This is a genomic window from Actinomadura vinacea, assembly GCF_039532545.1.
GTDB lineage: Bacteria > Actinomycetota > Actinomycetes > Streptosporangiales > Streptosporangiaceae > Spirillospora > Spirillospora vinacea.
This window is the reverse complement of the sequence record NZ_BAAARW010000038.1, coordinates 40,959-65,195: the sequence shown is the minus strand read 5'-3', so window position 1 is coordinate 65,195 and position 24,237 is coordinate 40,959. Positions and strand designations below refer to the sequence as shown.

At 71.2% G+C, this 24,237-nt stretch carries 20 protein-coding genes; 8 read left to right on the top strand and 12 right to left on the bottom strand.

Annotation, left to right across the window (positions count from 1 at the left end; genetic code table 11):
* Positions 1-3 precede the first annotated feature (3 nt).
* From ABD340_RS40095 to ABD340_RS40075, 5 genes are read left to right on the top strand one after another with little or no spacing between them, the layout of a single operon-like run.
* Positions 4-2,178 carry a DUF4132 domain-containing protein gene (locus ABD340_RS40095; RefSeq protein WP_344596448.1) on the top strand — a complete coding sequence of 725 codons (2,175 nt, stop codon included), beginning with the start codon at positions 4-6 and terminating at the stop codon, positions 2,176-2,178.
* Between the two features lie 5 nt (positions 2,179-2,183).
* Positions 2,184-4,361, top strand: a complete 2,178-nt coding sequence (locus ABD340_RS40090; protein WP_344596446.1) for a DUF4132 domain-containing protein — start codon at positions 2,184-2,186, stop codon at positions 4,359-4,361.
* Between the two features lie 6 nt (positions 4,362-4,367).
* Positions 4,368-6,548 carry a DUF4132 domain-containing protein gene (locus ABD340_RS40085; protein ID WP_344596444.1) on the top strand — a complete coding sequence of 727 codons (2,181 nt, stop codon included), beginning with the start codon at positions 4,368-4,370 and terminating at the stop codon, positions 6,546-6,548.
* A 6-nt stretch (positions 6,549-6,554) separates the two neighbouring features.
* Complete coding sequence (locus tag ABD340_RS40080) at positions 6,555-7,472, top strand: hypothetical protein (protein WP_344596442.1); 918 nt, start codon at positions 6,555-6,557, stop codon at positions 7,470-7,472.
* A 5-nt stretch (positions 7,473-7,477) separates the two neighbouring features.
* Positions 7,478-9,706, top strand: a complete 2,229-nt coding sequence (locus ABD340_RS40075) for a DUF4132 domain-containing protein (RefSeq protein ID WP_344596440.1) — start codon at positions 7,478-7,480, stop codon at positions 9,704-9,706.
* A gap of 1 nt (position 9,707) precedes the next feature.
* On the opposite strand, the gene ABD340_RS40070 is transcribed toward ABD340_RS40075, so the two are convergent.
* From ABD340_RS40070 to ABD340_RS40030, 9 genes are all read right to left on the bottom strand, one after another.
* Positions 9,708-10,094: an ATP-binding protein gene (locus ABD340_RS40070; RefSeq protein ID WP_344596439.1), complete on the bottom strand. Its 387-nt coding sequence runs from the start codon at positions 10,092-10,094 to the stop codon at positions 9,708-9,710.
* Positions 10,081-11,253 (bottom strand): methyltransferase domain-containing protein, encoded by a 1,173-nt coding sequence (locus tag ABD340_RS40065; RefSeq protein WP_344596438.1) that lies wholly within the window; start codon positions 11,251-11,253, stop codon positions 10,081-10,083. Before ABD340_RS40065 ends, ABD340_RS40070 begins: the two co-directional genes overlap by 14 nt.
* Before the next feature lie 383 nt (positions 11,254-11,636).
* Complete coding sequence (locus ABD340_RS40060) at positions 11,637-12,785, bottom strand: helix-turn-helix domain-containing protein (RefSeq protein ID WP_344596437.1); 1,149 nt, start codon at positions 12,783-12,785, stop codon at positions 11,637-11,639.
* Between the two features lie 61 nt (positions 12,786-12,846).
* Complete coding sequence (locus tag ABD340_RS40055; RefSeq protein WP_344596436.1) at positions 12,847-14,205, bottom strand: sulfatase family protein; 1,359 nt, start codon at positions 14,203-14,205, stop codon at positions 12,847-12,849.
* 201 nt (positions 14,206-14,406) lie between these two features.
* Complete coding sequence (locus ABD340_RS40050) at positions 14,407-15,123, bottom strand: ABC transporter permease (protein WP_344596435.1); 717 nt, start codon at positions 15,121-15,123, stop codon at positions 14,407-14,409.
* Positions 15,120-16,031: an ABC transporter ATP-binding protein gene (locus ABD340_RS40045; protein WP_344596433.1), complete on the bottom strand. Its 912-nt coding sequence runs from the start codon at positions 16,029-16,031 to the stop codon at positions 15,120-15,122. The genes ABD340_RS40050 and ABD340_RS40045 overlap by 4 nt, the downstream gene beginning before the upstream one ends.
* Positions 16,028-16,906, bottom strand: coding sequence for an ABC transporter permease (locus tag ABD340_RS40040; RefSeq protein ID WP_344596431.1), 879 nt, complete (start codon positions 16,904-16,906; stop codon positions 16,028-16,030). Before ABD340_RS40040 ends, ABD340_RS40045 begins: the two co-directional genes overlap by 4 nt.
* Positions 16,903-17,850 carry an ABC transporter ATP-binding protein gene (locus ABD340_RS40035; protein WP_344596430.1) on the bottom strand — a complete coding sequence of 316 codons (948 nt, stop codon included), beginning with the start codon at positions 17,848-17,850 and terminating at the stop codon, positions 16,903-16,905. The genes ABD340_RS40040 and ABD340_RS40035 overlap by 4 nt, the downstream gene beginning before the upstream one ends.
* Before the next feature lie 2 nt (positions 17,851-17,852).
* Positions 17,853-18,848: a DUF389 domain-containing protein gene (locus tag ABD340_RS40030; RefSeq protein ID WP_344596429.1), complete on the bottom strand. Its 996-nt coding sequence runs from the start codon at positions 18,846-18,848 to the stop codon at positions 17,853-17,855.
* 65 nt (positions 18,849-18,913) lie between these two features.
* Between ABD340_RS40030 and ABD340_RS40025 the strand changes: the two genes are divergently transcribed.
* Positions 18,914-19,549, top strand: coding sequence for an HNH endonuclease family protein (locus tag ABD340_RS40025; RefSeq protein ID WP_344596427.1), 636 nt, complete (start codon positions 18,914-18,916; stop codon positions 19,547-19,549).
* Between the two features lie 19 nt (positions 19,550-19,568).
* Complete coding sequence (locus ABD340_RS40020) at positions 19,569-19,886, top strand: hypothetical protein (protein WP_344596425.1); 318 nt, start codon at positions 19,569-19,571, stop codon at positions 19,884-19,886.
* Positions 19,887-19,908: 22 nt separating this feature from the next.
* Here ABD340_RS40020 and glmM read toward each other — a convergent pair whose 3' ends face one another.
* From glmM to rplM, 3 genes are all read right to left on the bottom strand, one after another.
* Complete coding sequence (glmM, locus tag ABD340_RS40015) at positions 19,909-21,252, bottom strand: phosphoglucosamine mutase (protein ID WP_344596423.1); 1,344 nt, start codon at positions 21,250-21,252, stop codon at positions 19,909-19,911.
* Between the two features lie 287 nt (positions 21,253-21,539).
* The gene (rpsI, locus tag ABD340_RS40010) at positions 21,540-22,058 is read right to left on the bottom strand and encodes a 30S ribosomal protein S9 (RefSeq protein WP_425547515.1); all 519 of its coding nucleotides are present in this window, start codon (positions 22,056-22,058) and stop codon (positions 21,540-21,542) included.
* 115 nt (positions 22,059-22,173) lie between these two features.
* Complete coding sequence (gene rplM, locus ABD340_RS40005) at positions 22,174-22,617, bottom strand: 50S ribosomal protein L13 (protein ID WP_344596422.1); 444 nt, start codon at positions 22,615-22,617, stop codon at positions 22,174-22,176.
* A gap of 465 nt (positions 22,618-23,082) precedes the next feature.
* Between rplM and ABD340_RS40000 the strand changes: the two genes are divergently transcribed.
* Positions 23,083-24,189: a CAP domain-containing protein gene (locus tag ABD340_RS40000; protein ID WP_344596420.1), complete on the top strand. Its 1,107-nt coding sequence runs from the start codon at positions 23,083-23,085 to the stop codon at positions 24,187-24,189.
* The last annotated feature ends 48 nt before the right edge of the window (positions 24,190-24,237 follow it).

The window sequence follows — 24,237 nt, the reverse complement described above, 5'->3', positions numbered from 1 at the left end:
GCAATGCAGCAAGCCCGCATCGAAGAGGCCCCGGAAGAGTCCCTTCCGGCCCTTCTGGTCGCCCCGCCCTGGGGCTGGGAGCCGATCGTCGTGGAGGGCGTGGAACCGCCCCAGGTGCCCGTCGCGGTCTCCTGGGGCGAGTCCCGGCGCGACCACCTCGAGCAGGAGGCGTCCTCGCGCGGCCGCAAGAAGGCCGACTGGGCGGCGGTGGCCGAGCGGTTCCGCAGCGGCCGGGCGCTGACCGAGCTCACGGCCAAGGGCCGCGGTCCCTTGTACGCGGGCCTGTTGCTGTACGGGCCGGAGCAACTCGCGCACGAACTCCTGGAGGACCGGCGCTACTGGGACGAGTTCACCGACCTCCAGGCGCTGGGCGGGATCGTCGTCCGGCACGAGCTGAAGGCGTATCCTCTCGCGCTGCACGTCGCCAGGAGAGAGGTCCCGGACTCGGCTCGCCCCCTCGAAGCGTTCCTCAGCGCGGACGTGGCGGAGGTGCTGGTCGCGAAAGAGGCGGGGGGCAGCGTCGGGCCTTCCTGGGCGAGAACGCACGGGGCCGCCGCCGCCCCGCTGCTCGTCCCGTACGCGCTCGACCGGCCCGGCCCGCTGCGCACCGGCGCGGAGACACTGCTCCGCACGATCATCGCGGACCACGGTGACGACGCCGTCCTCCAGGCGGGGCGGGCCTACGGCGCCGAGGCCGTCAGGGCCATGGAGATGCTGCGGTACCCCGCGTCCATGCCGAAGCCCTGCGCCCCCGAGGGGCTGCCGCAAGTCCTGTTGCGCGGGCGGGACGCGGCCCTGCCCGCCTCCGCGACCCGGAACCTCACCGCGCTGCTGCTGCTTTCCAAGCCCGGCCGGCCGCACTCGTTCGTCGAGGACGTCATCGAGCTGTGCGACCCGGGTTCGCTCGCGGAGTTCGCCTGGGCGCTGTACGACACCACCGAACTGAGCCGGGACGGGTTGGTGCCGGAGGACGTCCAGTTCGCGCTGGGCCGCCTGGGCGACGACGAGACCGTCCGGCGGGTCGCGGAGGTCATCGTTGGCTGGGAGTCCTCGTGCCCCGGGCCGGTGGCAGCGCGCACCGCCCTTGACGTGCTCGTGGCGATCGGCAGCGACGCCGCGCTGCGCGCGCTGAACCGGATCGTGGACGATCCGCACCCCAGCAAGAACGTCTGGGAGCAGGCTGTGTACGCCCGCCTGCGCGCCGCGGAGGCCCGCGGGCTGACGGTGGCGCGACTCCTCGACCGGCTCCGCGACCGGCTGGTCCCGGACTTCGGGCTGGACGCCGAGGGCACCATGACCCTCGACTACGGCCCCCGGAACTTCCGCATCGGGTTCGACGAGCAGCTCAAGCCCTACGTCATCGACGGCACCGGCAAGCACCGCAAGTCGCTCCCCAAACCCGGTCCCAAGGACGACGCCGAGCTCGCCGTCCCGGCCCACCAAAGTTTCGCCGAGCTGAGGAAGGGCGTCCGGGCCATCGCCGCGGAGCAGCGCAAGCGGCTGCACCGGGCCATGCTGACCGGGCGCGACTGGCCGATGGAGGAGTTCCGCGCCCTCTACGTCGACCATCCGCTGCTGAGGCACCTCGCGCGGCGCCTGGTGTGGATCGCCGAGCACGACGGAACCGCCACCGCGTTCCGAATCGCCGAGGACCGCTCCCTCGCCGACATCGACGACAAAGAGTTCGTCCCCTCCCCCGCCGCCGCGATCACCCTCCCCCACCCGGTGCGCCTGGACGACGCCCTGCACGCGTGGGCACAGCTGTTCGCGGACTACGAGATCGTCCAGCCCTTCCCCCAGCTGGGACGGCCCGTCCACCGCCTCAGCGAGGAAGAGCGCGCGACCGACCGCCTGACCCGGTTCGACGGCGCCGAGGTGCCGACCGCGGGCCTCACCCGTCTGGCCCAAGGGGACTGGACCCTCAAGACGGCCTACGGCGATTTCCACAACCGCACGCGGCTCGTGTACCGCCCCGAGGGCGGCGGCCACCTCGTCGAGGTCCGGTTCGGGCCCGGTATCGGTCGCAAGATCTCCGATTCCGCCCTCACGCAGAGGATCGACCGGGTCGAACACATCGAGATCGGAGCGAACGGCATCGTCGGGGACCCCTTCGGGAACCTGGACCCGGTGGCCGCGTCCGAGATCCTCGCCGACCTCACCGACCTGACCGCGCAGTAGGAGCAATGCAGGAACCCCGCATCGAGGAAGCTCTTGCCGAGTCCCTTCCCGCCATTCTGGTCGACCCGCCTTGGGCTTGGGAGCCGATCGTCCTGGAGGGCCTGGAACCGTCTCAGGCGCCCGTCTCGGTGACCTGGGACATGTACCTGCGCATCCGCTTCGAGAAGGAGGCGAAGTTCCTTGGCCGCAAGGACGCCGACTGGGCGGCGGTGGCCGAGCGGTTCCGCAGCGGCCGGGCACTGTCCGAGCTCAATGCGAAGAACCGAAGCTACCTGTATGCGAGCCTGCTGCTGTACGGGCCGGAGGAACTCGCGCACGAACTCCTGGAGGACCGGCGCTACTGGGACGAGTTCACCGACCTCCAGGCTCTCGGCGGGGTCGTCGTCCGGCACGAACTGAAGGCCTATCCCCTCGCGCTGCACATCGCCACGCGGGAGGACCCCGACTCGGCTCTTTTCCTCAAACCGTTCCTCAGCGCGGACGCGGCGGAGGTGATGGTCGCGAAGGAGGTAGGCGGCGACACCGTCGGGCGGGACTGGGCGGCCACGCACGGGGCCGCCGCGGCGTCGCTGCTGGTCCCCTTCGCGCTCGACCGGCCCGGTCCGCGGCGCACCGCCGCGGAGGCGATGCTCCGAACGATCATCGCGGACCACGGTGACGACGCCGTCCTCCAGGCGGGGCGGGCCTACGGCGCCGAGGCCGTCAGGGCCATGGAGATGCTGCGGTACCCCGCGTCCATGCCGAAGCCCTACGCCCCCGAACGGCTGCCGCAAGTCCTGTTGCGCGGGCGGGACGCGGCCCTGCCCGCCTCCGCGACCCGGAACCTCACCGCGCTGCTGCTGCTCTCCAAGCCCGGCCCGCTGCACTCGTTCGTCGAGCAGGTCATCGAACTGTGCGACCCGGGTTCGCTCGCGGAGTTCGCCTGGGCGCTCTGCATCACCGCCGAACCGAGCCCGTACTCGTGGGCGCCGGAGGGCATCAAGTACGCGCTGGGCCGCCTGGGCGACGACGAGACCGTCCGGCGGCTCGCCGAGGTCATCGCCGGCTGGGAGCCCGCGTGGCCCGGACCGCTGGCGGCGCGCAACGCCCTCGAGGTGTTCGTGGCGATCGGCAGCGACACCGCGCTGCGCACGCTGCACCGGATCGCGCAAAAACCGCACCCCAGCAAGAGCATCCGGGAGGAGGCGCAGCACGCCCTGAAACGCGCCGCCCAGGCGCGCGGCCTGACGACCGCGCGGCTCCTCGACCGGCTGGTCCCGGACTTGGGGCTGGACGCCGACGGCGCCATGACCCTCGACTACGGCCCCCGGAACTTCCGCGTCGGATTCGACGAGCAGCTCAATCCGTACGTCATCGACGGCACCGGCAAGCACCGCAAGTCGCTCCCCAAACCCGGCCCCAAGGATGACGCCGAGGTCGCCGTCCCGGCCCACCGGCGCTTCACCGAGCTGAAGAAGGCTGTCCGGGCCATCGCCACGGAACAGCACAAACGGCTGCACCAGGCGATGCTGACCGGGCGCGACTGGCCGCTGGAGGAGTTCCGGGCCGTCTACGTCGACCATCCGCTGCTGCGGCACTTCGCCCGGCGCCTGGTGTGGACCGCCGAGCAGGGCGGGACCGCCACCGAGTTCCGGATCGCCGAGGACCGCTCCTTCGCCGACGTCGACGACAAGGAGTTCGTCCTCTCCCCCGCCGCCCGGATCACCCTCCCCCACCCGGTGCGCCTGGACGACGCCCTGCACGCGTGGGCACAGCTGTTCGCGGACTACGAGATCGTCCAGCCCTTCCCCCAGCTGGGACGGCCCGTCCACCGCCTCAGCGAGGAAGAGCAGGCGACCAGTCGCCTGACCCGATTCGAGGGCGCCGAGGTGCCGACCGAGGCATTCACCCGCCTGGCCCGGGGAGATTGGAGCCTCAAGGTGGGCCCCGATGGATGGCAAGACCGCGATCTGCTCGTGTACCCCTTCGACGGTATGGGCAGGTGCGTCGAGGTCCGGTTCGGGCCCGGCATCGCCAAGCGCCCGAACCCCGCCCTCATCCAACGGATCGACAAGGTCGAACACGTCAAGGTCGGCGCGAACACCTACAGGAGGGAATCGCTCCCCCTCGGGAGCCTTGACCCGGTGGTCGCGTCCGAGCTCCTCACCGACCTCACCGACCTCACCACCACGACCGGAAACTAGGAAGAGATGTCGAACGTCCAGGACGCCCCGGAAAACTCCCTGCCACCGCTCCTCCTCGACCCGCCCTGGACTTGGGAACCGGTCGTCCGAGAGGACCTGGAAGCACCTCAGGCGCCCGTCTCGGTGTCCTGGAATTCGTACCTGCGAGAGAGACTCCAGGAAGAGGCGAGCTCGCGCGGCCGCAAGGACGCCGACTGGGAGGCCGTCGCCGAACGGTTCCGCAGCGGGCGGGCCCTGACCGAGCTCACGGGCAAAGGCCGCGGTCCCCTGTACGCGGGCCTGCTGCTGCACGGACCGGAGGAACTCGCGCACGAGTTGCTGGAGGACCGGCGCTACTGGGACGAGTTCACCGACCTCCAGGTGCTCGGCGGGGTCGTCGTCCGGCACGAGCTGAAGGCCTATCCCCTCGCGCTGCACATCGCCGCGCGGGAGGACCCCGACTCGGCTCGCCCCCTCAAAGCGTTCCTCAGCGCGGACGCGGCGAAGGTGATGGTCGCGAAGGACGCGGGCGGCGACAGCGTCGGGCGGGAGTGGGTGAGAACGCATGGGGCGGCCGCCGCGCCGCTGCTCGTCCCGTACGCGCTCGGCCGGCCCGGTCCGCTGCGCACCGGTGCGGAGTCCCTGCTCCGCACGATCATCGCCGACTTTGGTGACGACGCCGTCCTCCAGGCGGCGCCGCCCTACGGCGCCGAGGCCGTCAGGGCCATGGAGATGCTGCGGTACCCCGCGTCCATGCCGAAGACCGGCGGAAACCGGGCTCCCGAAGAGCTGCCGCAGGTCCTGTTGCGCGGGCGGGACGCGGCCCTGCCCGCTTCCGCGACCCGGAACCTCACCGCGCTGCTGCTGCTCTCCAAGCCCGGCCGGCCGCACTCGTTCGTCGAGCAGGTCATCGAGGTGTGCGACCCGGGTTCGCTCGCGGAGTTCGCCTGGGCGCTGTACCTCACCGTCGACCTCACCAAATATTCGGCCAGGTATTCGTGGGCGCCCGACGGGATCCAGTACGCGCTGGGCCGCCTGGGCGACGGCGAGACCGCCCGGCGGCTCGCCGAGGTCATCGCCGGCTGGGAGTCCTGGTGGGCCGGGCCGCGGGCGGCGCGCAACGCCCTCAACGTGTTCGTGGCGATCGGCAGCGACACCGCACTGCGCACGCTGCACCGGATCGCGGACAATCCGCACCCCAGCAAGAACGTCCGAGAAGAGGCGCAGTACGCCCTGGAACGTGCCGCGCGGACCCGCGGCACGACGGCCGCGCGGCTCCTCGACCGCCTGGTCCCGGACTTCGGGCTGGACGCAGAGGGCGCCATGACCCTCGACTACGGCGCCCGCCGCTTCCGCGTCGGATTCGACGAGCAGCTCAGGCCGTACGTCATCGACGATGCCGGCAAGCACCGCAAGTCGCTCCCCAAACCCGGGCCCAAGGACGACGCCGAGATCGCCGTCCCGGCCCACCAGCGTTTCACCGAGCTGAAGAAGGGCGTCCGGGCCATCGCCACGGAGCAGCGCAAGCGGCTGCACGAGGCGATGCTGACCGGGCGCGACTGGCCGCTGGAGGAGTTCCGCGCCCTTTACGTCGACCATCCGCTCCTGCGGCACTTCGCGCGGCGCCTGGTGTGGATCGCCGAGCACGACGGGACCGCCACCGCGTTCCGAATCGCCGAGGACCGCTCCCTCGCCGACATCGACGACAAAGAGTTCGTCCTCTCCCCCGCCGCCCGGATCGCCCTCGCCCATCCGGTGCGCCTGGACGCGGCGCTGGGCGCATGGGGCCAGGTGTTCGCGGACTATGAGATCGTCCAGCCCTTCCCCCAGCTGGGACGGCCCGTCCACCGCCTCAGCGAGGAGGAGCAGGCGGCCAGCCGCCTGACCCGGTTCGAAGGCGCCGAGGTGCCGACCGCGGCCGTCACCCGCCTGGCCCAGGGAGACTGGAGCCTCAAGACGGGCCGCGGCGCGTCCTACAACCGCACGGTGCTCCAGACCCCTGTCGTCGAGGGAAGGTACACCGAGGTCCGGTTCGGGCCCGGCATCGCCCGCAAGATCTCCGATTCCGCCCCCACGCAGAAGATCGACCAGGTCGAACACCTCAAGTTCGGGCCGAAAGGCCTGGTCGGGGAACCCTTCGGGAGCCTGGACCCGCTGGCCGCGTCGGAGCTCCTCGCCGACCTCACCGACCTCACGAACGGAAACTAGGAAGAGATGTCGAACGTCCAGGACGCCCCGGTGAGCTCCCTGCCACCGCTTCTGGTCCACCCGCCCTGGACCTGGGAACCGGTCGTCCTCAAAGGGCTGGAGCCGCCTGACGCCCCGACCGTCGTGTCCTTGCCGGAGGGCACGCGGAAGTCCTTCCTGCAGGACGCCCCGGCCGAGCCGTCCGGCAAGGGCCACGACTGGAACGCCACGGCGGAACGGATCCGCAGCGGCAAGCCCCTGACCGACCTAACGGCCAATGGACGCGCGACCCTCTACACCCGCCTGCTGGTGCACGGCCCAGACGACCTCGCCGCCGAGGCGCTGGAAGACCGGCGTTACTGGGACGATCTCGGCCCGAAGCACGTCCGGGCCATCGTCGCCCGCCACGAACTGGCCGCGCACCCACTGGCGCTGCACGCCGCCCGCGCCGACGAACACGAAACGATGCGTGCCCTGGCCCCCTTCCTGGACGCGGAGGTGGCCGGGCTGATGGTCGGGTTCTCCGACCCCAAGTGGGCGGACCGAGGGCACTCCACCCCCTGGACCTGGCTCAGGACGCACGGCCCGGCCGCGGCGCCGTTCCTCCTGCCGTACGCGCTGGGCGAGCCCGGCCACGAGCGCGAGTTCGCGGAGAGGATGCTCCGCGAACTCGTCCGCTCGCACGGCCACGCCACCGTCGCCGAGGCCGCGGCACGCCACGGCGGGCGCCGCTGGATCATCGGGCGCGAGGTCGCCGCGAAGCAGGTCGTCGGGCTGGAGTTCAGCCCGGGGATCGTGCTGCGCGACCCCGCGTCCGAGCCCGTGCAGACGATCAGATGCGTCGAGCTGAGAAGGGATCTCTTCGACCGCGACGACCGGAGCCCCTTCGGGGAGCTCGACCCGGTGGTCGCCTCCGAGATCCTCGCCGACCTCACCGGAAACTAGGAGAAATGCCGAACACCCCCGAAACCCGCGTCCAGGAAGCCCCCGAAAGCTCCCTCCCCGACCTGCTCGTCGCACCACCGTGGGCCGCGAGCAAGGAACCGGTGGTGCTCAAGCTGAAGGCCCCCAAAGAGCCGACCGCCATGACGTGGGGCCCCGGCCTGCGCGAGGAGTGGCTGGAAGCCCCGTACTCGAAGAATTGCCAGTGGGAGCCCCTCCCTGAGGACACCGACTGGGACGAGGTGGCCGAAACCTTCTCCAGCGGCAGGGCCCTGACGGAGCTGGACGCCAAGCAGCGTCGCTCTCAGGCGATCGGCCTGATCGTGCAGGCCCCGGCCAAGCACGCGGAGGCGCTGCTGGCCGATGAGCGCTACTGGAGTGAGTTCGGCCCCTACGGCACCTCCGAGGCGCTGGAGTACGCCGCGGCCCGTTACGAGATGAAGGCCTACCCTCTCGCGATCCACGCCGCGAAGAACGCGCGTGCCTTCTACTGGCTCGACCCGTTCCTGGACGCGGACGTCGCCCAGCTGATGATCAAGCATTTCGGTGTCTACCCGAACGGCGACCGCGCGGAGATCTGGTTCAAGCTGCACGGGGAGGCCGCGGCGCGGCTGGCCGTCCCGGACGCCCTGCGCAAGCCCGGTCCCAAGCGCAAGCGCGCCGAGGACGCCCTCCGCCTCGTCGCCCAAGAGCACGGCCACGACACCGTGGTGCGGGCGGCCCGGCACTACGGCGACGAGGCCGCGGCGGCGATGGCCGTGCTCCGCACCGACGGCCTGGACGTCTACCCCGACCCGCTCCCGGCGATGCCCGAGGCGTTCGACCCGGCGCGGCTGCCGCGGATCCTGCTGTCCGGCCGGGAGCAGGCCCTGCCGGACTCGGCGACCCGCCATCTGCTCACGATGCTCACCTTCTCGAAGCCGTGGGACCCGTACCCGGGGGTCGAGCGGGTGATCGGCCTGTTCGATCCGGACTCGCTGGCCGATTTCGCCTGGGCGCTGTACGAGGCTGACCTCCCGCACAGGTCCATGTCGTCCAGGGCCGTCCAGTACGCGCTGGTCCGCTTCGGCAACGACGCGACCGCGGACCGTCTCGCCCCCATCATGGCCCGCTGGTCGAAGGGCTACGTCTATGACATCGGCGGGTTCAACCTGCTGTCCCTGTTCACCCGCCTCGGAAGCGACTCCGCGCTGCGGCACCTGCACCGGCTCGCGAACAAGGCCGCGGACCAGAAGCGGATGAGGCAGGAGGCCCAGTGGGCCCTCAACCGCATCGCCAAGGAGCGCGGGCTGACCCCCGAGCAGCTCGCCGACCGGCTCGTCCCGGACTTCGGCCTGGACGCCGGGGGCGGCATGACCCTCGACTACGGCCCGTGCACCTTCCGCGTCGGGTTCGACGAGCAGCTCAAGCCGCACGTGACCGACGACGCGGGCAAGCTCCGCAAGACCCTCCCCAAGCCGGGCGTCAAGGACGACGACACGCTCGCGCCCGCCGCCTACAAGCGCTTCGCCGACCTCAAGAAGGAGGTCCGGACGGTCGCCGCCGACCAGATCAAAGGCCTCGAGAACGCGATGGTCACCGGACGCTCCTGGAGCACGGCCGACTTCCGCTCCCTCTTCATCGACCACCCCCTCCTGTGGCACATCGCCCGCCGCCTGGTCTGGGGCACCGAGCTGAACGGGCGACTCGTCCCCTTCCGCGTGGCCGAGGACCGCACCCTCGCCGACGCCGACGACAAGGAACTGCACTCCCTTCCGGGCGATGCCCAGGTCACGCTGCCGCACCCGCTGCTCTTGAGCGAGACGGCGGTGGCGGCCTGGGGGCAGGTCTTCGCCGACTACGAGATCCTCCAGCCGTTCCCGCAGCTGGCCCGTCCTGTGCACACGCTCACCGACGACGAGCGAAAGAGCACCGGCCTGGCACGCTTCGAGGGCCGCACCGTCCACTTCGGCCGGATCCTCGGCATGACGTCCCGGGGCTGGGAGCTGGGCGAGAAGGAGACCGGCGGCTTCCGCCGCCAGGTCATGCTCATGACCCCCGACGACCGGCACCTCATGGTCCAGTTCGAGCCGGGGATCCGCGTCATCGACCCCGACGAGTACGCCGAACAGGAGATCCGGCACGTCTCCCTGTTCACGGGCCGCTACTCCGGCAAGCGCCATCCGTTCGGTGAACTCGACCCGGTGACCACCTCCGAGATCCTCGCCGAACTGACCCGCCTCACCGAGACCGCCTGATTCAGATGACGACGAACCACACTTCGGTCGCCCCGGAGGAACACCGGCTGAATCCCCACCGCTCGGCGAGGCCGTCCAGCAGAGCGAGGCCGCGCCCGGACGACTCGCCGAGCCCCGCCCTCCGCAGGCACGGCGCCCCGGCCGCACCCTGATCTGCGAGCGCCACCCGCGCCCACTCGTCCGTCCAGCGGACGGTCAGCAGAAACGACCCGCCGGGCCGCCCGCTGGACGAGTGCGCGATCGCGTTGGTGCCGGTCTCCGAGGTGAGGAGCATCGCGTCCGCGCGGCAGGGATGCCCGTCCCCCAGCGCCTCGGCGACGAATCGCCGCGCGGCCGCCACCTGGACGGGCATTCCCGGCAGCCTGACCGCCTTCTCATTGACGCTCACCGGGTCGTCCTCCGGTGAGCGGGTTCTCCGGCGTGTCGAGCCAGACCTGCTGGCCCTCGCCGGTCACCGTGAGGCCCCAGCGTGCGGCGGCCGGGCTTCCCAGGCCCGTCCACCAGCGGTGCGCCGCCTCCACCTCGTCCCACAGGTTCCGGAAGCCCAGTTGCCGCACCTCAAAGCATGCCGCGCCCGGGACGTGCCGAAGGCTCGCCCACGATCCCGACCAGGGATCGATGAGCCACACCGTGTACTCGCCCTCTTCGCCGTGGTGCTCCACCACGAGCTTGCAGCGCCGGACCTTGAGCCCGACGGCGAGGGACGCGTCGTACTCGCCCATCACGCCGTACGGGTGCAAGTCCGTGACCGACCGCCGCGCCTGGGCGACCGCCCGGACGTCCCGGGCCAACGAGGCGCGCCTTCCCCGCTGGGCGCGCAGCGGCATGAACGCCACATTGCCGACGACATGTCCCGTCGCGGTGCCGTCCCCGGAGACGGTCAGGGCGACCAGCGCACCGTTATGGAAGTCGGTCAGCCACGGCACCAGGATCCGGCCGCCCGGACGGGTCTGCTCCACCCACGCATAAGGCACGCGCTGGACGCCCGCAGTCGCGATGACCCGGTCGTAGGGCGCGCCGGGCGCGTATCCCAGCGCCCCGTCGCCGGTGACCGCGACGACCTTGTAGCCCGCCTCCCTCAGCGCACCATGCGCATGCTCTGCGACCTGCGGATCCAGCTCGACGGTGGTGACGTTCGCGGCGCCCAGGCGCTCGGCCAGGAGCGCGGCGTTCCACCCGGTTCCCGTGCCGATCTCCAGGACGTCCATGCCCGGCTCGGCATCGAGCGCGGCGAGCATGAGCGCCACCACGTCCGGCCGGCTGGACGAGCTGGTGATCTCTGCGCCCATCAGTCCCGGGCCGACCGGCTCACCGTCGTCCACCTGCGTGATCACGAAGTCGTTGGCGTAGCAGAGGTCCAGCCACGCCTCCGGGTCGTCCTCCCGCTGAACGGGAACGAGCCTGTCACCGTCCTCGATCCAGACCGTGGACGGGAGGAACAGGTGCCGGGGCACCGCCTTGAACGCCCCGGCCCATTCCGGCGCCAGGTCTCCCGAGCCTTCCAACTCGGCCATGAGCTCGGCCAACCGGCCGGAAACCCCCGCCACCTACTTGCCGCCCTTCTCGTGCTTACCGCCCCCGGGCGGGTTCTTCGGATCCTTTGGCGGAACCGGCCTGTCCCACTTGCCGTCGCCCTCCTTCTTCTCATCGTGCCTGCCCACGCTCCCGCTCCCTTCCCTGCCGACGATGGAGGCCCTTGGAGGGCCTGCGAACGCGGAGGAGACGGACGACCGACGGGCCGACGACAAGCCCCAGCAGGGCACCGAACGCCATGCGTGCCGCGCCATAGCCGATGAGCATCACCGTGATATGGCGAAGATCCCCGAGAACCACGTTCATGACAAGGAAGTTAAGAGGCAGCCTCGACCATTGTCATTGACACTTCGAAGAAGCGCTGGGCCGAAGTACCCAGGGGCGCTGTTCGTCCAGGTCAGAAATCCAGACGTACAAATCCAGCAAATTCCCGCATTTCAGGCGAAAGGGTCCTTCGCTTGGCGACGATCGCGCGCATGATGTCCCTCGCATAACGCTGATTCACGATCCATTCCGGAGCGCTGTGGCGCACCCCCTGCAGCACGTCGAACGCCTGCGCGTACTGCCGGAGCTGGACCCGCGCCTTAGCCACATCGAGAAGGTGTCGATTCCGATTGTTCGATGTCGGACGCAGATCCCTCACGGGGATCTTCTCCGCCATGGTGATCACCTGATCGGGCCTGTCCTCGACCATGGCGTTCTCGGCTCGCTTCATCGCCACGGTCAGCGGGCCGAACGCACGCAAAAAATCGCCGTCCGGCGAGTACTCCGCGCCCATGGCGACGGCGGACGAACGCGCCAGCCGCAGTGCGTCCTCCGCGTCGCCGGGCGCGTTGTTCCTGACCGCCGCCGTGCTCAGCCGGATCAACAGCCAGCCCCAGGCCGACAACTCGGCCATCGTGGCCCGGGAGATCCGGGGCTCGATCTCGTCGGCCCACCGCGTGGCGAGGTTGACCGCGCCGCCGACGTCCGCCTGCCGCATCAACAGCCAGCAACGGGTGTTCACCACCGCCGCGGCGTCCAGCCTGTCGGAAGACTCGTCCAGGGCGCGCCGCAACGCCGCGTCCGCCGCCTCGAACTGCCGAGTCTGCGTCAGCAACCACCCCACATGGTGCAGCAGCCGGGCACGCACCCCGCGGCCCTCGATCCCTAGCGCGTCGGCGTCGCGAAGGAGCGGCGGAAGGACACGAGCCAGCTCGGAATACCGGTCGTTCGAGAACAGCGGCATCGACGCCATGAGCGCCTGCCGCACACCGTTCACGGTCGGGGCCTCCGCGGTCTGCCGGGTCTTCTTGAACAGAGCGTCCCGCAGCGGGACCCAGTCCTCCGAAGAAAGCTCCTCCGGTTCCACGCTCGTGATCAGGTCAGCGGTGGACACCTGCAGGGCCTTGGCGAGTTTGCGGAGGGTCTCCAGGCGGGTGTCGTCCCGCTCTCCCTGTTCCAGCTTGCGAATCAGGGAGAGCGACACCCCGGACAACTCAGCCAGCTCCCGCTGGGTCAGACCGCGCCGCTTGCGAACACTCTGAAGTTGCTTCGAGAGGTCCATCCCCCCAGTGTGCATCGCATCGAGCAGGCCGTCCCTGGGAACGGCCTGCTCGGTCGACTTGTCAGCGGCGTGACTCCGGGTAGGGCAGCAGGTCCTTGTTGATCGCTTCCCAGTCGGAGCGGAGCCTGTTGAGGGTTTTCTGCTCGTCTTCGGCTCGGTTCGCTCGCTCGCGCGGGTCGGCGGCCACGTCGTGGAGGCTTTCGGCGCCGCCTTCGGCGCGCAGGTACTTCCAGTTGCCGCTACGGAGCGCTCGGGAGGTCCTGGTGCGCCAGAACAGGGGCGCCTTCGGTGGTTCACCGCCTTCCAGCAGGTAGGGGGCCAGGCTCCGGCCGTCCAGCGGGTAGGCCGCCGCCGGTTCCACCCCGGCCGCGTCCAGGATGGTCGCGGTCCAGTCGTGGGTGATCACGGGGACGTCGCTGACCTGGCCGGGACGGATGCGGGCGGGCCAGCGCAGGATGGTGGGCACCCGGATCCCGCCCTCGTCGAGCCGTCCCTTCCCTCCGCTCAGCGGCCACAGGTAGGACCAGCGTTCGCCGCCGTTGTCGCTGGCGAACAGCACGAGTGTGTCGTTCTCCCGCCCGCTGGCGCGCACGGCCTCCAGCACGCGGCCGATGGCGGCGTCCATGGTCTGCACCATGGTGCGGTACGTGGGGATCGAGCCGCCGTCCTTGTGGTACAGCGCTTCCTGCTCACCGTTCTTCAGCGCTTCGGTGATCTCCTTGCTCACCTCCTGGTCGCCGGGCGCCTCCCACGGCCAGTGCGGGGCCGTGAAGTTGAGGTTCAGCAGCCACGGCCGGTCGCGGTGCTCCTTGACGAACGCGGCGGCCCGGTCGGCGATGGTGTCGGTGTAGTAGCCCAGGGACTCCGCCGGAACCTCGCCCTCGTACAGGTCCCGGTCGCCGCTCAGGCCGACCTTGGAGTAGTAGTCGACGGCGCCCGACAGGTTGCCGAAGAAGGTGTCCCAGCCCGACTTGACGGGACTGAACCACGGCAGGTGGCCACAGTGCCACTTGCCGAACATCGCGGTGGCGTAGCCGGCGCCCTTGAGCAGCGAGGCCAGCGTTGGATGGTCGGGCGGGATGCCGTCGCGCTCGTTCGCCCCGCCGATCGGCTCCGCCAGCCCGCCCGGCAACCGGCCCGGGTAGCGGCCGGTGTAGAGCGCGAACCGGGTGGGCGAGCACACGGCCGCGGCCGAGTAGCCGTCGGTGAACCGCACCCCCTCGCCGGCGAGACGGTCCAGGACGGGCGTACGGATGTGCGGCGCGCCGTAGCAGCTCAGGTCCGCCCAGCCGAGATCGTCGCCCAGGATGACCAGTACGTTCGGCCGCTCGGTGCGTCCCTCGCGCACCTCGGCACGGAAGGGCCGTTCCCAGGCCTGTACGGCGCGGCCCCCCAGCAGCGGTCCTGCCGCCGCGCCCAAGAGGACTCCTCTTCTGCTTACTCCACCTACCATCGACTCCACCCCCGTGGCGTTCGAAGATCCGTAACGCCAATGCAACCCGCCGGTGCGTTTCCCCGGTGTTATCCGCGGGGCGGGAGGTCCGGTGCTCAAAGGGGGTGGCTGCCGCCGTCGCGCGGCAGGACGTTCAGACGCCGGCGTACCGGCGCTGATCAGAGGGGGTCACTCGGCACTGGCGACCGACAGGGAACGCAGCCGGACGACGGCCAGCAGGGTGCCGGCCACCGTCACCGCCACCAGGAGGGGGACGGCGACGCCCAGGTCGACGGTCGACCGCACGTACGAGGCGCCGGTCAGCGCGTCGGTGACCGACAGCGCCCACTGCTGGATCGACGCGGACTTGGCGCCGGGCGCGAAGTTGCCCAGCAGCGTCTCCCACACCAGCGCGTACAGCAGCCCGATCGTGACGGCGTTGCGGCTCGCCACCGCCAGCGCCACGAACACCGCGCTGTAGGCGATCCCCCCGACCACGACGCCCACGGTGAACGCCGGGGCCATGCCCTCGGCCGTCCCGGACAGCAGCAGCCCGGCCAGCAGCGTCGGCACCGCCGCGAACGCCGCGACCAGCACGATCGCGACCGCCAGCTTGGTCAGCACGATCACCTGGCGCGGGATCGGCTTGGTCAGCACGTACATGAGCTGGCCGTCGTCGATCTCCGGGCCGATCACCCCGGTGCCCGCGATCAGCGCCAGCAGCGGCAGCAGCGTCGCCAGCCCGAACCGCTGCAGGACGTTCTCGGACACGTCCAGATCGTTCTCACCGATCATCCGCAGCGCCGCCGCCAGGAACACCAGCGCCGCCGGGAGCACCAGCAGCAGCAGCGCCCGCCGCCGCCCCAGCATCGACCGGAACGTGATCATCGCGATGGTCGGGTTCATCGTGCCACCAGGTAGGAGAAGACGCTTTCCAGGGACTCGTCGGACGGCGAGACCTCCCACAGGCGGACGTCGGCGTCGCGGGCGACGCGCGGGAGCAGCCAGGTGAAGCGCTGGAAGTCGACGGCCTCCACGCGCAGCCCCTTGTCGGTGAGCTGGACGCTGCGCGCCGAGCCGTCCGCGATGATCGCCGCGGCGAGCCGCCGGTCGTCGCCGGACCGGACCATGAAGATGTGCGGGCGGTCGGTCATCAACCGCCGGATCTTGCGGAAGTCGCCGGAGGCGGCGTGCCGGCCCGCCACGATCACCTCGATGTGCTCGGCGAGCCGCTCCACCTCCTCCAGGATGTGCGAGCTGAACAGGATCGTGCGGCCCTCGGCGGCCATCCGGCGGATCAGGTCCATCAGCTGGAGCCGCTGCCGCGGGTCCATGCCGTTGAACGGCTCGTCCAGCAGCAGCACCGGCGGGTCGTGCACCAGCGCCGACGCCATCTTGATCCGCTGCTTCATGCCCTTGGAGTAGTTGCCGATGGGACGGTCGGCGGCGTAGTCCATCTCCACCAGGCCGATCGCCCGCCGCGCCGCCGCGCCCGGGTCGGGCAGCTTGTGCAGCTTGGCCATCGCGAGGATGAACTGGTCACCGGTCAGGAAGTCGTAGGCGGCCTCCCGCTCCGGGACGAGTCCCAGGCCGCGGTAGACCTCCGGGTTGCGCCACATCGGCGCGCCGTCCAGGGTGACCGTGCCGGACGAGGGCGCCAGGAACCCGCCCATCATGTGGATCAGCGTGGACTTGCCCGCGCCGTTGGGGCCCAGCAGCCCGGTCACGCCCGGCCCGATGGTCATCGACACGCCGTTGACCGCGACCACGTTCCCGTACCAGCGGGACACCTTCTCCAGCCTCAGCTCGCTCACGACAGGCCGGCCTTCCGGTAGCGGCGGTAGAGGATCGCGGTCGCCCCGGCGATCAGCGCCGCGCACAGCGCCAGCGCCAGCACCCCGCCGAGCGGGGCGGGCGCGATGCCGACCGAGGAGCTTTTCGCGCCCAGGAGCCGCACCTGGACGATGTCCACCAGGTTGAACGGCGTGAACAGCCCGGCCCAGCCGGCCAGCGAGTAGTTCGTCCGCATCTCCGCCAGCCCTTGGACGGTCAGGACGAAGGTGCTGGTGAACATGAAGATCGCGATGACAGCCGCGACCCCGAACCCGCGGCGCGGCGTGAACGCGGCCACGACCAGCCCGATCGCGGCCAGCACCAGCGCGAACAGCACGCAGCCCAGCAGCGAGGTGAGGTAGTCCTGCAGATGCTGGCCGGAGTGGGGGATGCGGGTCACCAGGCCGCCGACGTACAGGACCGTGACCGGTGCGGCCATCAGCGCCAGCAGCGCGGTCGCCATCGCCGCCTGCTTGGCCAGGACGAAGTCCAGATGGCCGACCGGGCGGGAGAAGTACATCGGGACGACGTGGAACCGTAGCTCCCGCGACGCCAGCACCGGCGCCTGCGTCGCCACGAAGATCGCGATGATGACCTGGAGGGTGGGCGCGTAGGAGGAGTAGCGGAGCAGCGTGTCCGCCTCCTTGGAGATCGCGTACACCGCCACCGAGCCCGCGGCGGGCAGCAGCATGATCGCGACCAGCAGGAACGGCATCACCTTCGCCCGCGCGGGACGGCCCAGGCCGTACGCGGCGCGCAGGTTGTGCACGTACAGCGACCGCATCACGTACGCCCGGCCCAGCCTGCGGCCCTCGTAGTGGCGGTAGCCGATGTCGTGGATCGTGCTCGTGCTCATCGGACGGCCCCCTCCGGTGCGGGCCCCGCTGGCGCCTCCTGGCCGGGCGGGCCGGTCGCGAAGACCTCTTCGATGCGGTGCCGGCGCTGCTCCATCCGGATCAGCCGCAGCTCCAGGTCGGCGACCGCGTCGCGGATGAGGTCGAAGGTCTCCTCCCCCGCGATGTCGATCAGCAGGAAGCGGCCCTCGGGACGGACGGACACGCCCGCGTCGTGCAGGTGCCGCCCGAGCACGTCGCGCCCGTCCTCCACCTCGACCGTCAGCACTCCGCTCTCGGTCGTGTACGCCTCGACCGCCTGCGAGCGCAGCAGCTTGCCGCCGTCGATGATGACGACGTGGTCGCAGACCCGTTCCAGTTCGCCCAGCAGGTGCGAGGTGACCAGCACGCTGATGCCGAACTCGGTGCCGATCCGCCGGATCAGCTCCAGCATCTCGTCCCGGCCGGCCGGGTCGAGGCCGTTGGTCGGCTCGTCCAGGAACACCAGCTCCGGGTCGTGGACGAGGGCCTGCGCCAGCTTGACCCGCTGCCGCATCCCGGTCGAGTAGCCGCCGATCGGCCGGTAGCGCTCCTCGTACAGCCCCACGTGCCGCAGCGTGTCGGCGGCGCGCTCGCGGGCGGCGGTGGGCGGCAGCCCGCACATCCGGGCCATGTGGACGACGAACTCGGTGGCCGACACGTCCGGCGGCAGGCACTCGTACTCGGGCATGAACCCGACCCGCTCCCGGATCCGCGCGCCCTCCCGGGCGATGTCCAGGCCCAGGACGGCGCCGCGGCCGGAGGTCGGCGGCAGCAGCCCGAGCAGGATCTTGATGAGCGTGGACTTGCCCGCCCCGTTGGCGCCGACCAGGCCGACGACGCCCGGCTCCACGGCCACGGTGAGGGCGTCCAGCGCGGTCACCCGGGGGAACCGCATCGTCAGGCCTTCGGTGGCGATGATCGGCATGGTTACGAACCTAGTCCCTGCCCGGCGCCCGCACGTCCCTCTCGGGGATTACGCCCGCCGGGGGACCCGCCCCTCCGGCGGAGTACGAGGCGCCACACGTACTGCTGCACCAGCAGCGTCAGCGTCCCCGCGATGACCATCCCGGCCAGGTTGACGCCCAGCTGGAGCAGCGAGCCGGAGATCTCGTCGCCCTGCTTGAGCGCCAGCGCCACCGCCAGGTTGCCCGCCGCCGGCACGGTCGTGACGGAGATGAACACCCCGACCAGCGCCGACGACTTGCCCGCCGTCAGCGACAGCACGCCGCCCGCGCCCGCCAGCAGCGCCACGATGAACGACCACCGGTCCGGGCTGTAGATGAACGCGGTCATCGGCCGCTCGGCCGGCAGCCGGTCCAGCTCGATCACGCCGATCCACCGGCTGACCAGCGCGCACACGTACGTGATCACGATCGCCACGGCGAAGCCGATCACCAGCGTGCGCAGCGCGGCGCCGATCTGCCGGATCCGGCCGCGCAGGATGCCGTAGCAGATCGCCGCGACCGCGGCGAACTCCGGGCCGAGCACCATCGCGCCGACCACCAGGATCGGCGAGTCGATCAGCGCGGCGATCCCCGCCAGCTGCGTGGCCAGCGCGAGGAACGCCACGAACGACCAGGTCAGCAGGCTGTCGTTGGTGATACGCCGGTCCAGTTCCTGCCACACCACCGCGTCGTCGCCGTACCCGGGGGCGCGTTCCTCCGCCACCTCGGCGCCGACCGACAGCGAGACGTCGAGCTGCTCGAGGGAGATCGAGCCGTCCCGTTCGATGCCGAGGCCCTGCAGCGCCTCGATGACCTCGTTCGCCGCCTCCCGCGCGAGGTCGGCGGTGACCAGGTCGCCGCGCGGGAACCGGGCCGCGCCCGGCACGACGACGACATTGGTCGCGCCCGCGCAGTCGGCGAGCACCGCGCAGACCGTCTCGGTACGGTCCTCGGGCACGATCGCTCTCAGATGAAGCACCCTCCACATCGTGCCGTAAAGTCCGGCAAAGCGGGCACTAAACGAAGGTCAAGCGAGGTGCGGTCATGGTGTGGCGACGAACGGCGGCGGCGGCCCTGGCGGCCGGGCTGCTGGCCTCTGCCTGCAGCGTGGACTTCGGCTGGTCGGACCGGCCCTCGTCCGCGCCGGCGACCGGGAAGGGCGACCTGGAGGGCCTGCGCGTCGCCCCGGAGGGCTCGGGCGGCGGCTACGAACGCGACCGCTTCGGCACCCGCTGGAAGGACATCGACCGCAACGGCTGCGACCAGCGCAACGACGTCCTCGCCCGCGACCTGCGGGACGTCCGCAAACGAGGTGCCTGCGTGGTCGTCTCCGGGACGCTCCAGGACCCCTACAGCGGCAAGCGGATCACCTTCTCCAAGTCGGACGCCGCCGAGGTGCAGATCGACCACGTCTACCCGCTCGCCCTGGCCTGGCGGATGGGCGCCTCCGGATGGGACGAGGACCGCCGCGAACGCTTCGCCAACGACCACGACAACCTCCTCGCCGTATGGGGCGTCCCGAACCAGCAGAAAAGCGACCAGGGACCGGGCGAATGGAAACCGCGGCAGTCCTTCCAGTGCGCTTACGCGGGCAAGTACATCGCGGTCGCCAAGGAGTACCGGCTGCCCGTCACCTCCGCCGACCGCACCGCCCTTCGCGGCTTCCTCGCCCGCTGCTGACCGGAATAGGGTTGCTCGCATGAGCAGCGAGCCGAACGAGCAGGAACCACAGGACGAGCCGAAGGACGAGCGGCCCCGGGTCCGCACCGAACGCGGCGTCGGAGCCCGCGCAACCGGCGCCCAGGTCACCGGCGCGTCGGCCACCGGCCTCACGCTGCGCGCGGGCAACGCCTTCGGTTCGCTGGCCATCGGCTCGGTGGCCGCGGGCGCCCTGGCCATCGGCGCCCTGGCCATCGGCAAGCTGATCGTCAAGCGCGCGGTCGTCCACCACCTGGAGGCCGGAACGGTGGAGATCAAACACCTGAAGGTAGGCCGCCTGGACATCACCGACAGCTGACCGGGTTGACCTGGGGGCTTATCTAACCCAAGGCGGATTTGACCACTCCGGCCAGATGTTCCGCGACGCTCTTGGCCTGCTCTTCGGAGGCGGCCTCGACCATTACGCGGACCATGGGTTCGGTGCCGCTGGGACGGATGAGGACGCGGCCGCTGTCGCCGAGGTCGGTTTCGGCGGCGGCGACGGCCGCGGCCAGTTCGGGTGAGGTGCCGGCGCGGGACTTGTCGACGCCCTTGACGTTGATGAGCACCTGGGGCAGCCGGTTCATGACCTTGGCCAGCTCGTCCAGCGGGCGGCCGCGGCGGGCGATGGCGGCCAGGAGGTGCATGCCGGTGAGGACGCCGTCGCCGGTGGTGGCGTGGTCCAGCATGATCACGTGGCCGGACTGCTCGCCGCCGAAGGCGAAGCCGCCGTCCTTCATGGCCTCCAGGACGTACCGGTCGCCGACCGCGGTCTCGACGACGGTGATCCCGGCGTCCCGCATGGCGATCTTGAAGCCGAGGTTGGACATGACGGTGGCGACGACCGTGTCGGCGGGGAGCCGGCCGGCCTCCTGGAGGTCGAGCGCGAGGATGGCCATGATCTGGTCGCCGTCGATGGGTTCGCCGGTCGCGGTGACGGCGAGGCAGCGGTCGGCGTCGCCGTCGTTGGCGATGCCGGCGTCCGCCCCGTGTTCGCGGACGGCCCGCTGGAGCGCCCGCAGGTCGGTGGAGCCGCAGCCGGAGTTGATGTTGAGGCCGTCGGGCGCGGCGCCGATGGTGATGACGTCGGCGCCGGCGCGGCGGAGCGCCTCGGGGGCGACGTCGGAGGAGGCGCCGTTGGCGCAGTCGACGACCACGCGCAGGCCGTCCAGGGAGACCGGGACGGTGGTGAGCAGGTGCGCGACGTACTGTTCGACGGCGCCGTGGGCGTCCCGGACGCGGCCGACGCCGGCTCCGGTGGGCGGCTCCCACTCCTGGCCGAGGCTCGCCTCGATCCTGTCCTCGATCTCGTCGGCGAGTTTGTGGCCGCTGCGGTCGAAGAACTTGATGCCGTTGTCAGGCGCCGGGTTGTGCGAGGCCGACAGCATCACGCCGAGGTCGGCGTCCAGCGCCTGGGTGAGGTAGGCGACGGCGGGTGTGGGCAGCACTCCCAGCCGCAGCACTTCAACGCCCGCGCTGGCGAGCCCGGCGACCACCGCGGCCTCGAGGAACTCGCCCGAGGCGCGCGGGTCGCGTCCGACCACGGCCACCGGGCGGTGTCCCTCGAACGCGCCGGCCTCGCCGAGGACCCGCGCCGCGGCGACGGTCAGGTCCATGGCCAGCGGCGCGGTCAGATCGCGGTTGGCGAGCCCGCGCACGCCATCGGTCCCGAAGAGACGACCCACAGTTCAACTCCCGATACGGCAAAAGACCGCGGGACGCGTCCGGGGTGTCGCCGGTCCGCTCCGCGCGGTCGAATCCAGTGCGCACACGCTCCGTGCCTCCCCGGCGTCGACGCCCGGAATCCGGCACGGAGCCATGAATCCCATGAAAGCAGTTGCGGGCCGGTACCGGCGCCGGTTCCACCGGGCCCGTGAACGCGAACGAGCCGCCGCCCCGGCGCGCCCGCATCGCCGGCCCGGTGGGGCCGGCGGCGCGGTGCGGCACAGGTGCGACGGCTCGTGCCCGGCGATCAGCGCTTGCTGTACTGAGGCGCCTTGCGGGCCTTCTTGAGGCCGGCCTTCTTGCGCTCGATGGCCCGCGCGTCGCGGGTAAGGAAGCCCGCCTTCTTCAGCGCGGGGCGGTGGTCGATGTTGGCGAACTGCAGCGCGCGGGAGATGCCCAGGCGCAGCGCACCGGCCTGGCCGGTGGTGCCGCCGCCGTTGATCCGGCACAGCACGTCGAACTGGCCCTCCAGGCCCAGCAGCACGAACGGCTCGTTCACGATCTGCTGGTGGACCTTGTTGGGGAAGTACTGGTCGAGGGTCCGGCCGTTGATGGTCCACTTGCCCTCGCCCGGAACGATCCGCACCCGGGCGATGGCCTCCTTGCGGCGGCCGGTGCCGGCGGCGGGGCCGGTCGCGACCGGCTGGTCCAGGAAGCCTTCGCCGGCGGCCTCGGGGGACTCGGTGCTGTACTCCGACGGGGCGTCTTCGTACGAGTCGAACTCGGCGCCCTCGGCGGGCGTCTCGGTGTCGATGGGCTCGTCCACGGTTCTCCTTGGGTCTTCTGGCCAGGGCGGCAGGCCCGATCGGCTTTCCTCGGGTGCCCCGGCGGCCACTGCTTCCGGATGCCGCACGGTCTCGTGCGGCATGGTCGTGCGGCTGCTACTGCTTGATCTGGGTGATCTCGAACGGGACCGGCTTCTGCGCCTGGTGCGGGTGGTCCGGCCCGGCGTAGACCTTCACCTTGCCGAACATCTTCCGGCCGAGGGAGTTCTTGGGCAGCATGCCCTTGATCGCCTTCTCGACGGCCCGCTCGGGGTGCTTGGCGAGCAGGTCGGCGTAGGCCACCGAGCGCAGACCGCCCGGGTAGCCGGAGTGCCGGTAGGCTCGCTTCTGCTCAAGCTTGTTGCCGGACAGCGCCACCTTGTCGGCGTTCACGATGACGACGAAGTCACCGGTGTCGAGGTGCGGCGCGTAGATCGGCTTGTGCTTACCCCGAAGCAGCTGCGCGACCTGACTGGCGAGCCGGCCCAGCACGACATCGGTCGCGTCGATGACGTACCACTGACGCTGAACATCAGCGGGCTTAGGGGTATACGTGCGCACGGTGGTAGGCCTTCGTTCCTTGTCGACTACTCAGCGGATTCCTGCTCGCGCCGTTCAGAGGCTGAATTCCGACCCGGCGCTCCGGGAGCCGGGGCCCGTCGCGCGTGTACGGCACGGAAGGCACACCGGAGATCGCGGCCTTGACCGTTCCCGAAGGACAGGCGTCACCGCATACAGCAGTTGCACAGAATACCCAGGTGCGCGGGCACGGGTCAAAACGACGCCCGGTGACCGCTCGCACCTGCACGCGGGCACCTGTGCGGACACAGGGCCGGGCGCGAGGACGCCGGAGGAATGGGAACGATCGTCGCCCTGCGTGATCGTTCCCGAACCCCTTGTCGGCGGTGGGCCGGGACGCCCGTTTGTTTCCCGGGTCGAAGCGACTTACACGCTCTTATGGGGATATTGTGCGGCGGGACCCGACCTTTCACGGCCGTTGCCGACGAGAACCGGGAGCCCCCGCCGATGCCTCGCAATCCCGGCACACCCGCCGACCCCGATCGTTCCGGACGTCCCGACCACAGCGGGGGCCCGGACCGCCCCGGAGCCTCCGAGCCCGCGGAGGACCGCCTGGTCGCGGGCCGCGGACCGGCGTCCAACGACTGGTTCACCCGGCCGGACCGGGAGGAGGTCCTGGCGTCGCCGCCCTCGCGCGGGACCGAGGGCGCGGCGGACGACGGAGGACCGGGCCAGGCGGGCCGCCCACCGGAGCGCAGCAGGACCTTCGAGCCCGAGCGGCGCCGACGGCGGCCCCAACGATCCGAGGGCCTGGTCAAGGTCGAGTTCTCCGGGCGTACCGGCAGGGGCGGGGCGCGGCGGCGCTCCCAGGCCCGGTCCCGCTCCCGGCGCAGGCCCGTCGCCACCGCCCTCGCCGTCGTGACCGCCTCCGTCCTCGCCGTGGGCACGGGCGTGGCGCTCGACCGGCTCGTGCTGCCCGAGCTGCGCTCCGAACCCGCCGCGGCCTCCGACCCCGCGGCGAACCAGGCCGCCCCGCCGGCCCCCGGCACCGACTTCGGCACCCGCCGGTCCACCGGCGGGACCGTCCCGGCCCCCACGCCGAGCGAGACGCCCCCGCCGCTCAAGGCGCTGCCGAACGGCACGGGCAAGCCGTCCGCCGACCCGGAGCCGACGAAGTCCGGATCACCCGGCGACAGGGCCCCGAGCGGCACGGGCGCGGCGGGCGGCGCCGGCTCCACCGTGCCCGAGACGGCCGTCGCGCTGCTCACCAACAAGGAGCGCGCCAAGGAGGGCTGCGCCCCGCTGCGCATCGACACGCGCCTGATGACCGCCGCCCGCCGCCACTCGGCCGACATGGCGGCCAACGACTACTTCGACCACACCTCGCGCAACGGCGACAGCCCGTGGCAGCGGATGGAGGCCGCCGGCTACTCCAGCCCAGGCGCGGAGAACATCGCCAAGGGGCACGCCACCGCGGCCGCCGTCGTGGAGGGCTGGATGAAGAGTCCCGGCCACCGCGCGAACATCCTCAACTGCAAGCTGCGGGCCATCGGCGTCGGCAGGGCCGCCGGGTCCGGCGGGCCTTGGTGGACGCAGGATTTCGGCTGGCAGTAGGACCGTCCCCGCCGGCGAGCGACCTTTCCGAAACGACCCGCGCCTGCT

What these genes read in the sequence shown, in the direction of transcription:
- ABD340_RS40095 (WP_344596448.1), top strand. Translation starts at nt 4, where the DNA reads ATGCAGCAAGCCCGCATCGAAGAGGCCCCGGAAGAGTCCCTTCCGGCC.
- ABD340_RS40090 (WP_344596446.1), top strand. Translation starts at nt 2,184, where the DNA reads ATGCAGGAACCCCGCATCGAGGAAGCTCTTGCCGAGTCCCTTCCCGCC.
- ABD340_RS40085 (WP_344596444.1), top strand. Translation starts at nt 4,368, where the DNA reads ATGTCGAACGTCCAGGACGCCCCGGAAAACTCCCTGCCACCGCTCCTC.
- ABD340_RS40080 (WP_344596442.1), top strand. Translation starts at nt 6,555, where the DNA reads ATGTCGAACGTCCAGGACGCCCCGGTGAGCTCCCTGCCACCGCTTCTG.
- ABD340_RS40075 (WP_344596440.1), top strand. Translation starts at nt 7,478, where the DNA reads ATGCCGAACACCCCCGAAACCCGCGTCCAGGAAGCCCCCGAAAGCTCC.
- ABD340_RS40060 (WP_344596437.1), bottom strand. Translation starts at nt 12,785, where the DNA reads ATGGACCTCTCGAAGCAACTTCAGAGTGTTCGCAAGCGGCGCGGTCTG.
- ABD340_RS40050 (WP_344596435.1), bottom strand. Translation starts at nt 15,123, where the DNA reads ATGAACCCGACCATCGCGATGATCACGTTCCGGTCGATGCTGGGGCGG.
- ABD340_RS40040 (WP_344596431.1), bottom strand. Translation starts at nt 16,906, where the DNA reads ATGAGCACGAGCACGATCCACGACATCGGCTACCGCCACTACGAGGGC.
- ABD340_RS40035 (WP_344596430.1), bottom strand. Translation starts at nt 17,850, where the DNA reads ATGCCGATCATCGCCACCGAAGGCCTGACGATGCGGTTCCCCCGGGTG.
- ABD340_RS40025 (WP_344596427.1), top strand. Translation starts at nt 18,914, where the DNA reads ATGGTGTGGCGACGAACGGCGGCGGCGGCCCTGGCGGCCGGGCTGCTG.
- ABD340_RS40020 (WP_344596425.1), top strand. Translation starts at nt 19,569, where the DNA reads ATGAGCAGCGAGCCGAACGAGCAGGAACCACAGGACGAGCCGAAGGAC.
- ABD340_RS40000 (WP_344596420.1), top strand. Translation starts at nt 23,083, where the DNA reads ATGCCTCGCAATCCCGGCACACCCGCCGACCCCGATCGTTCCGGACGT.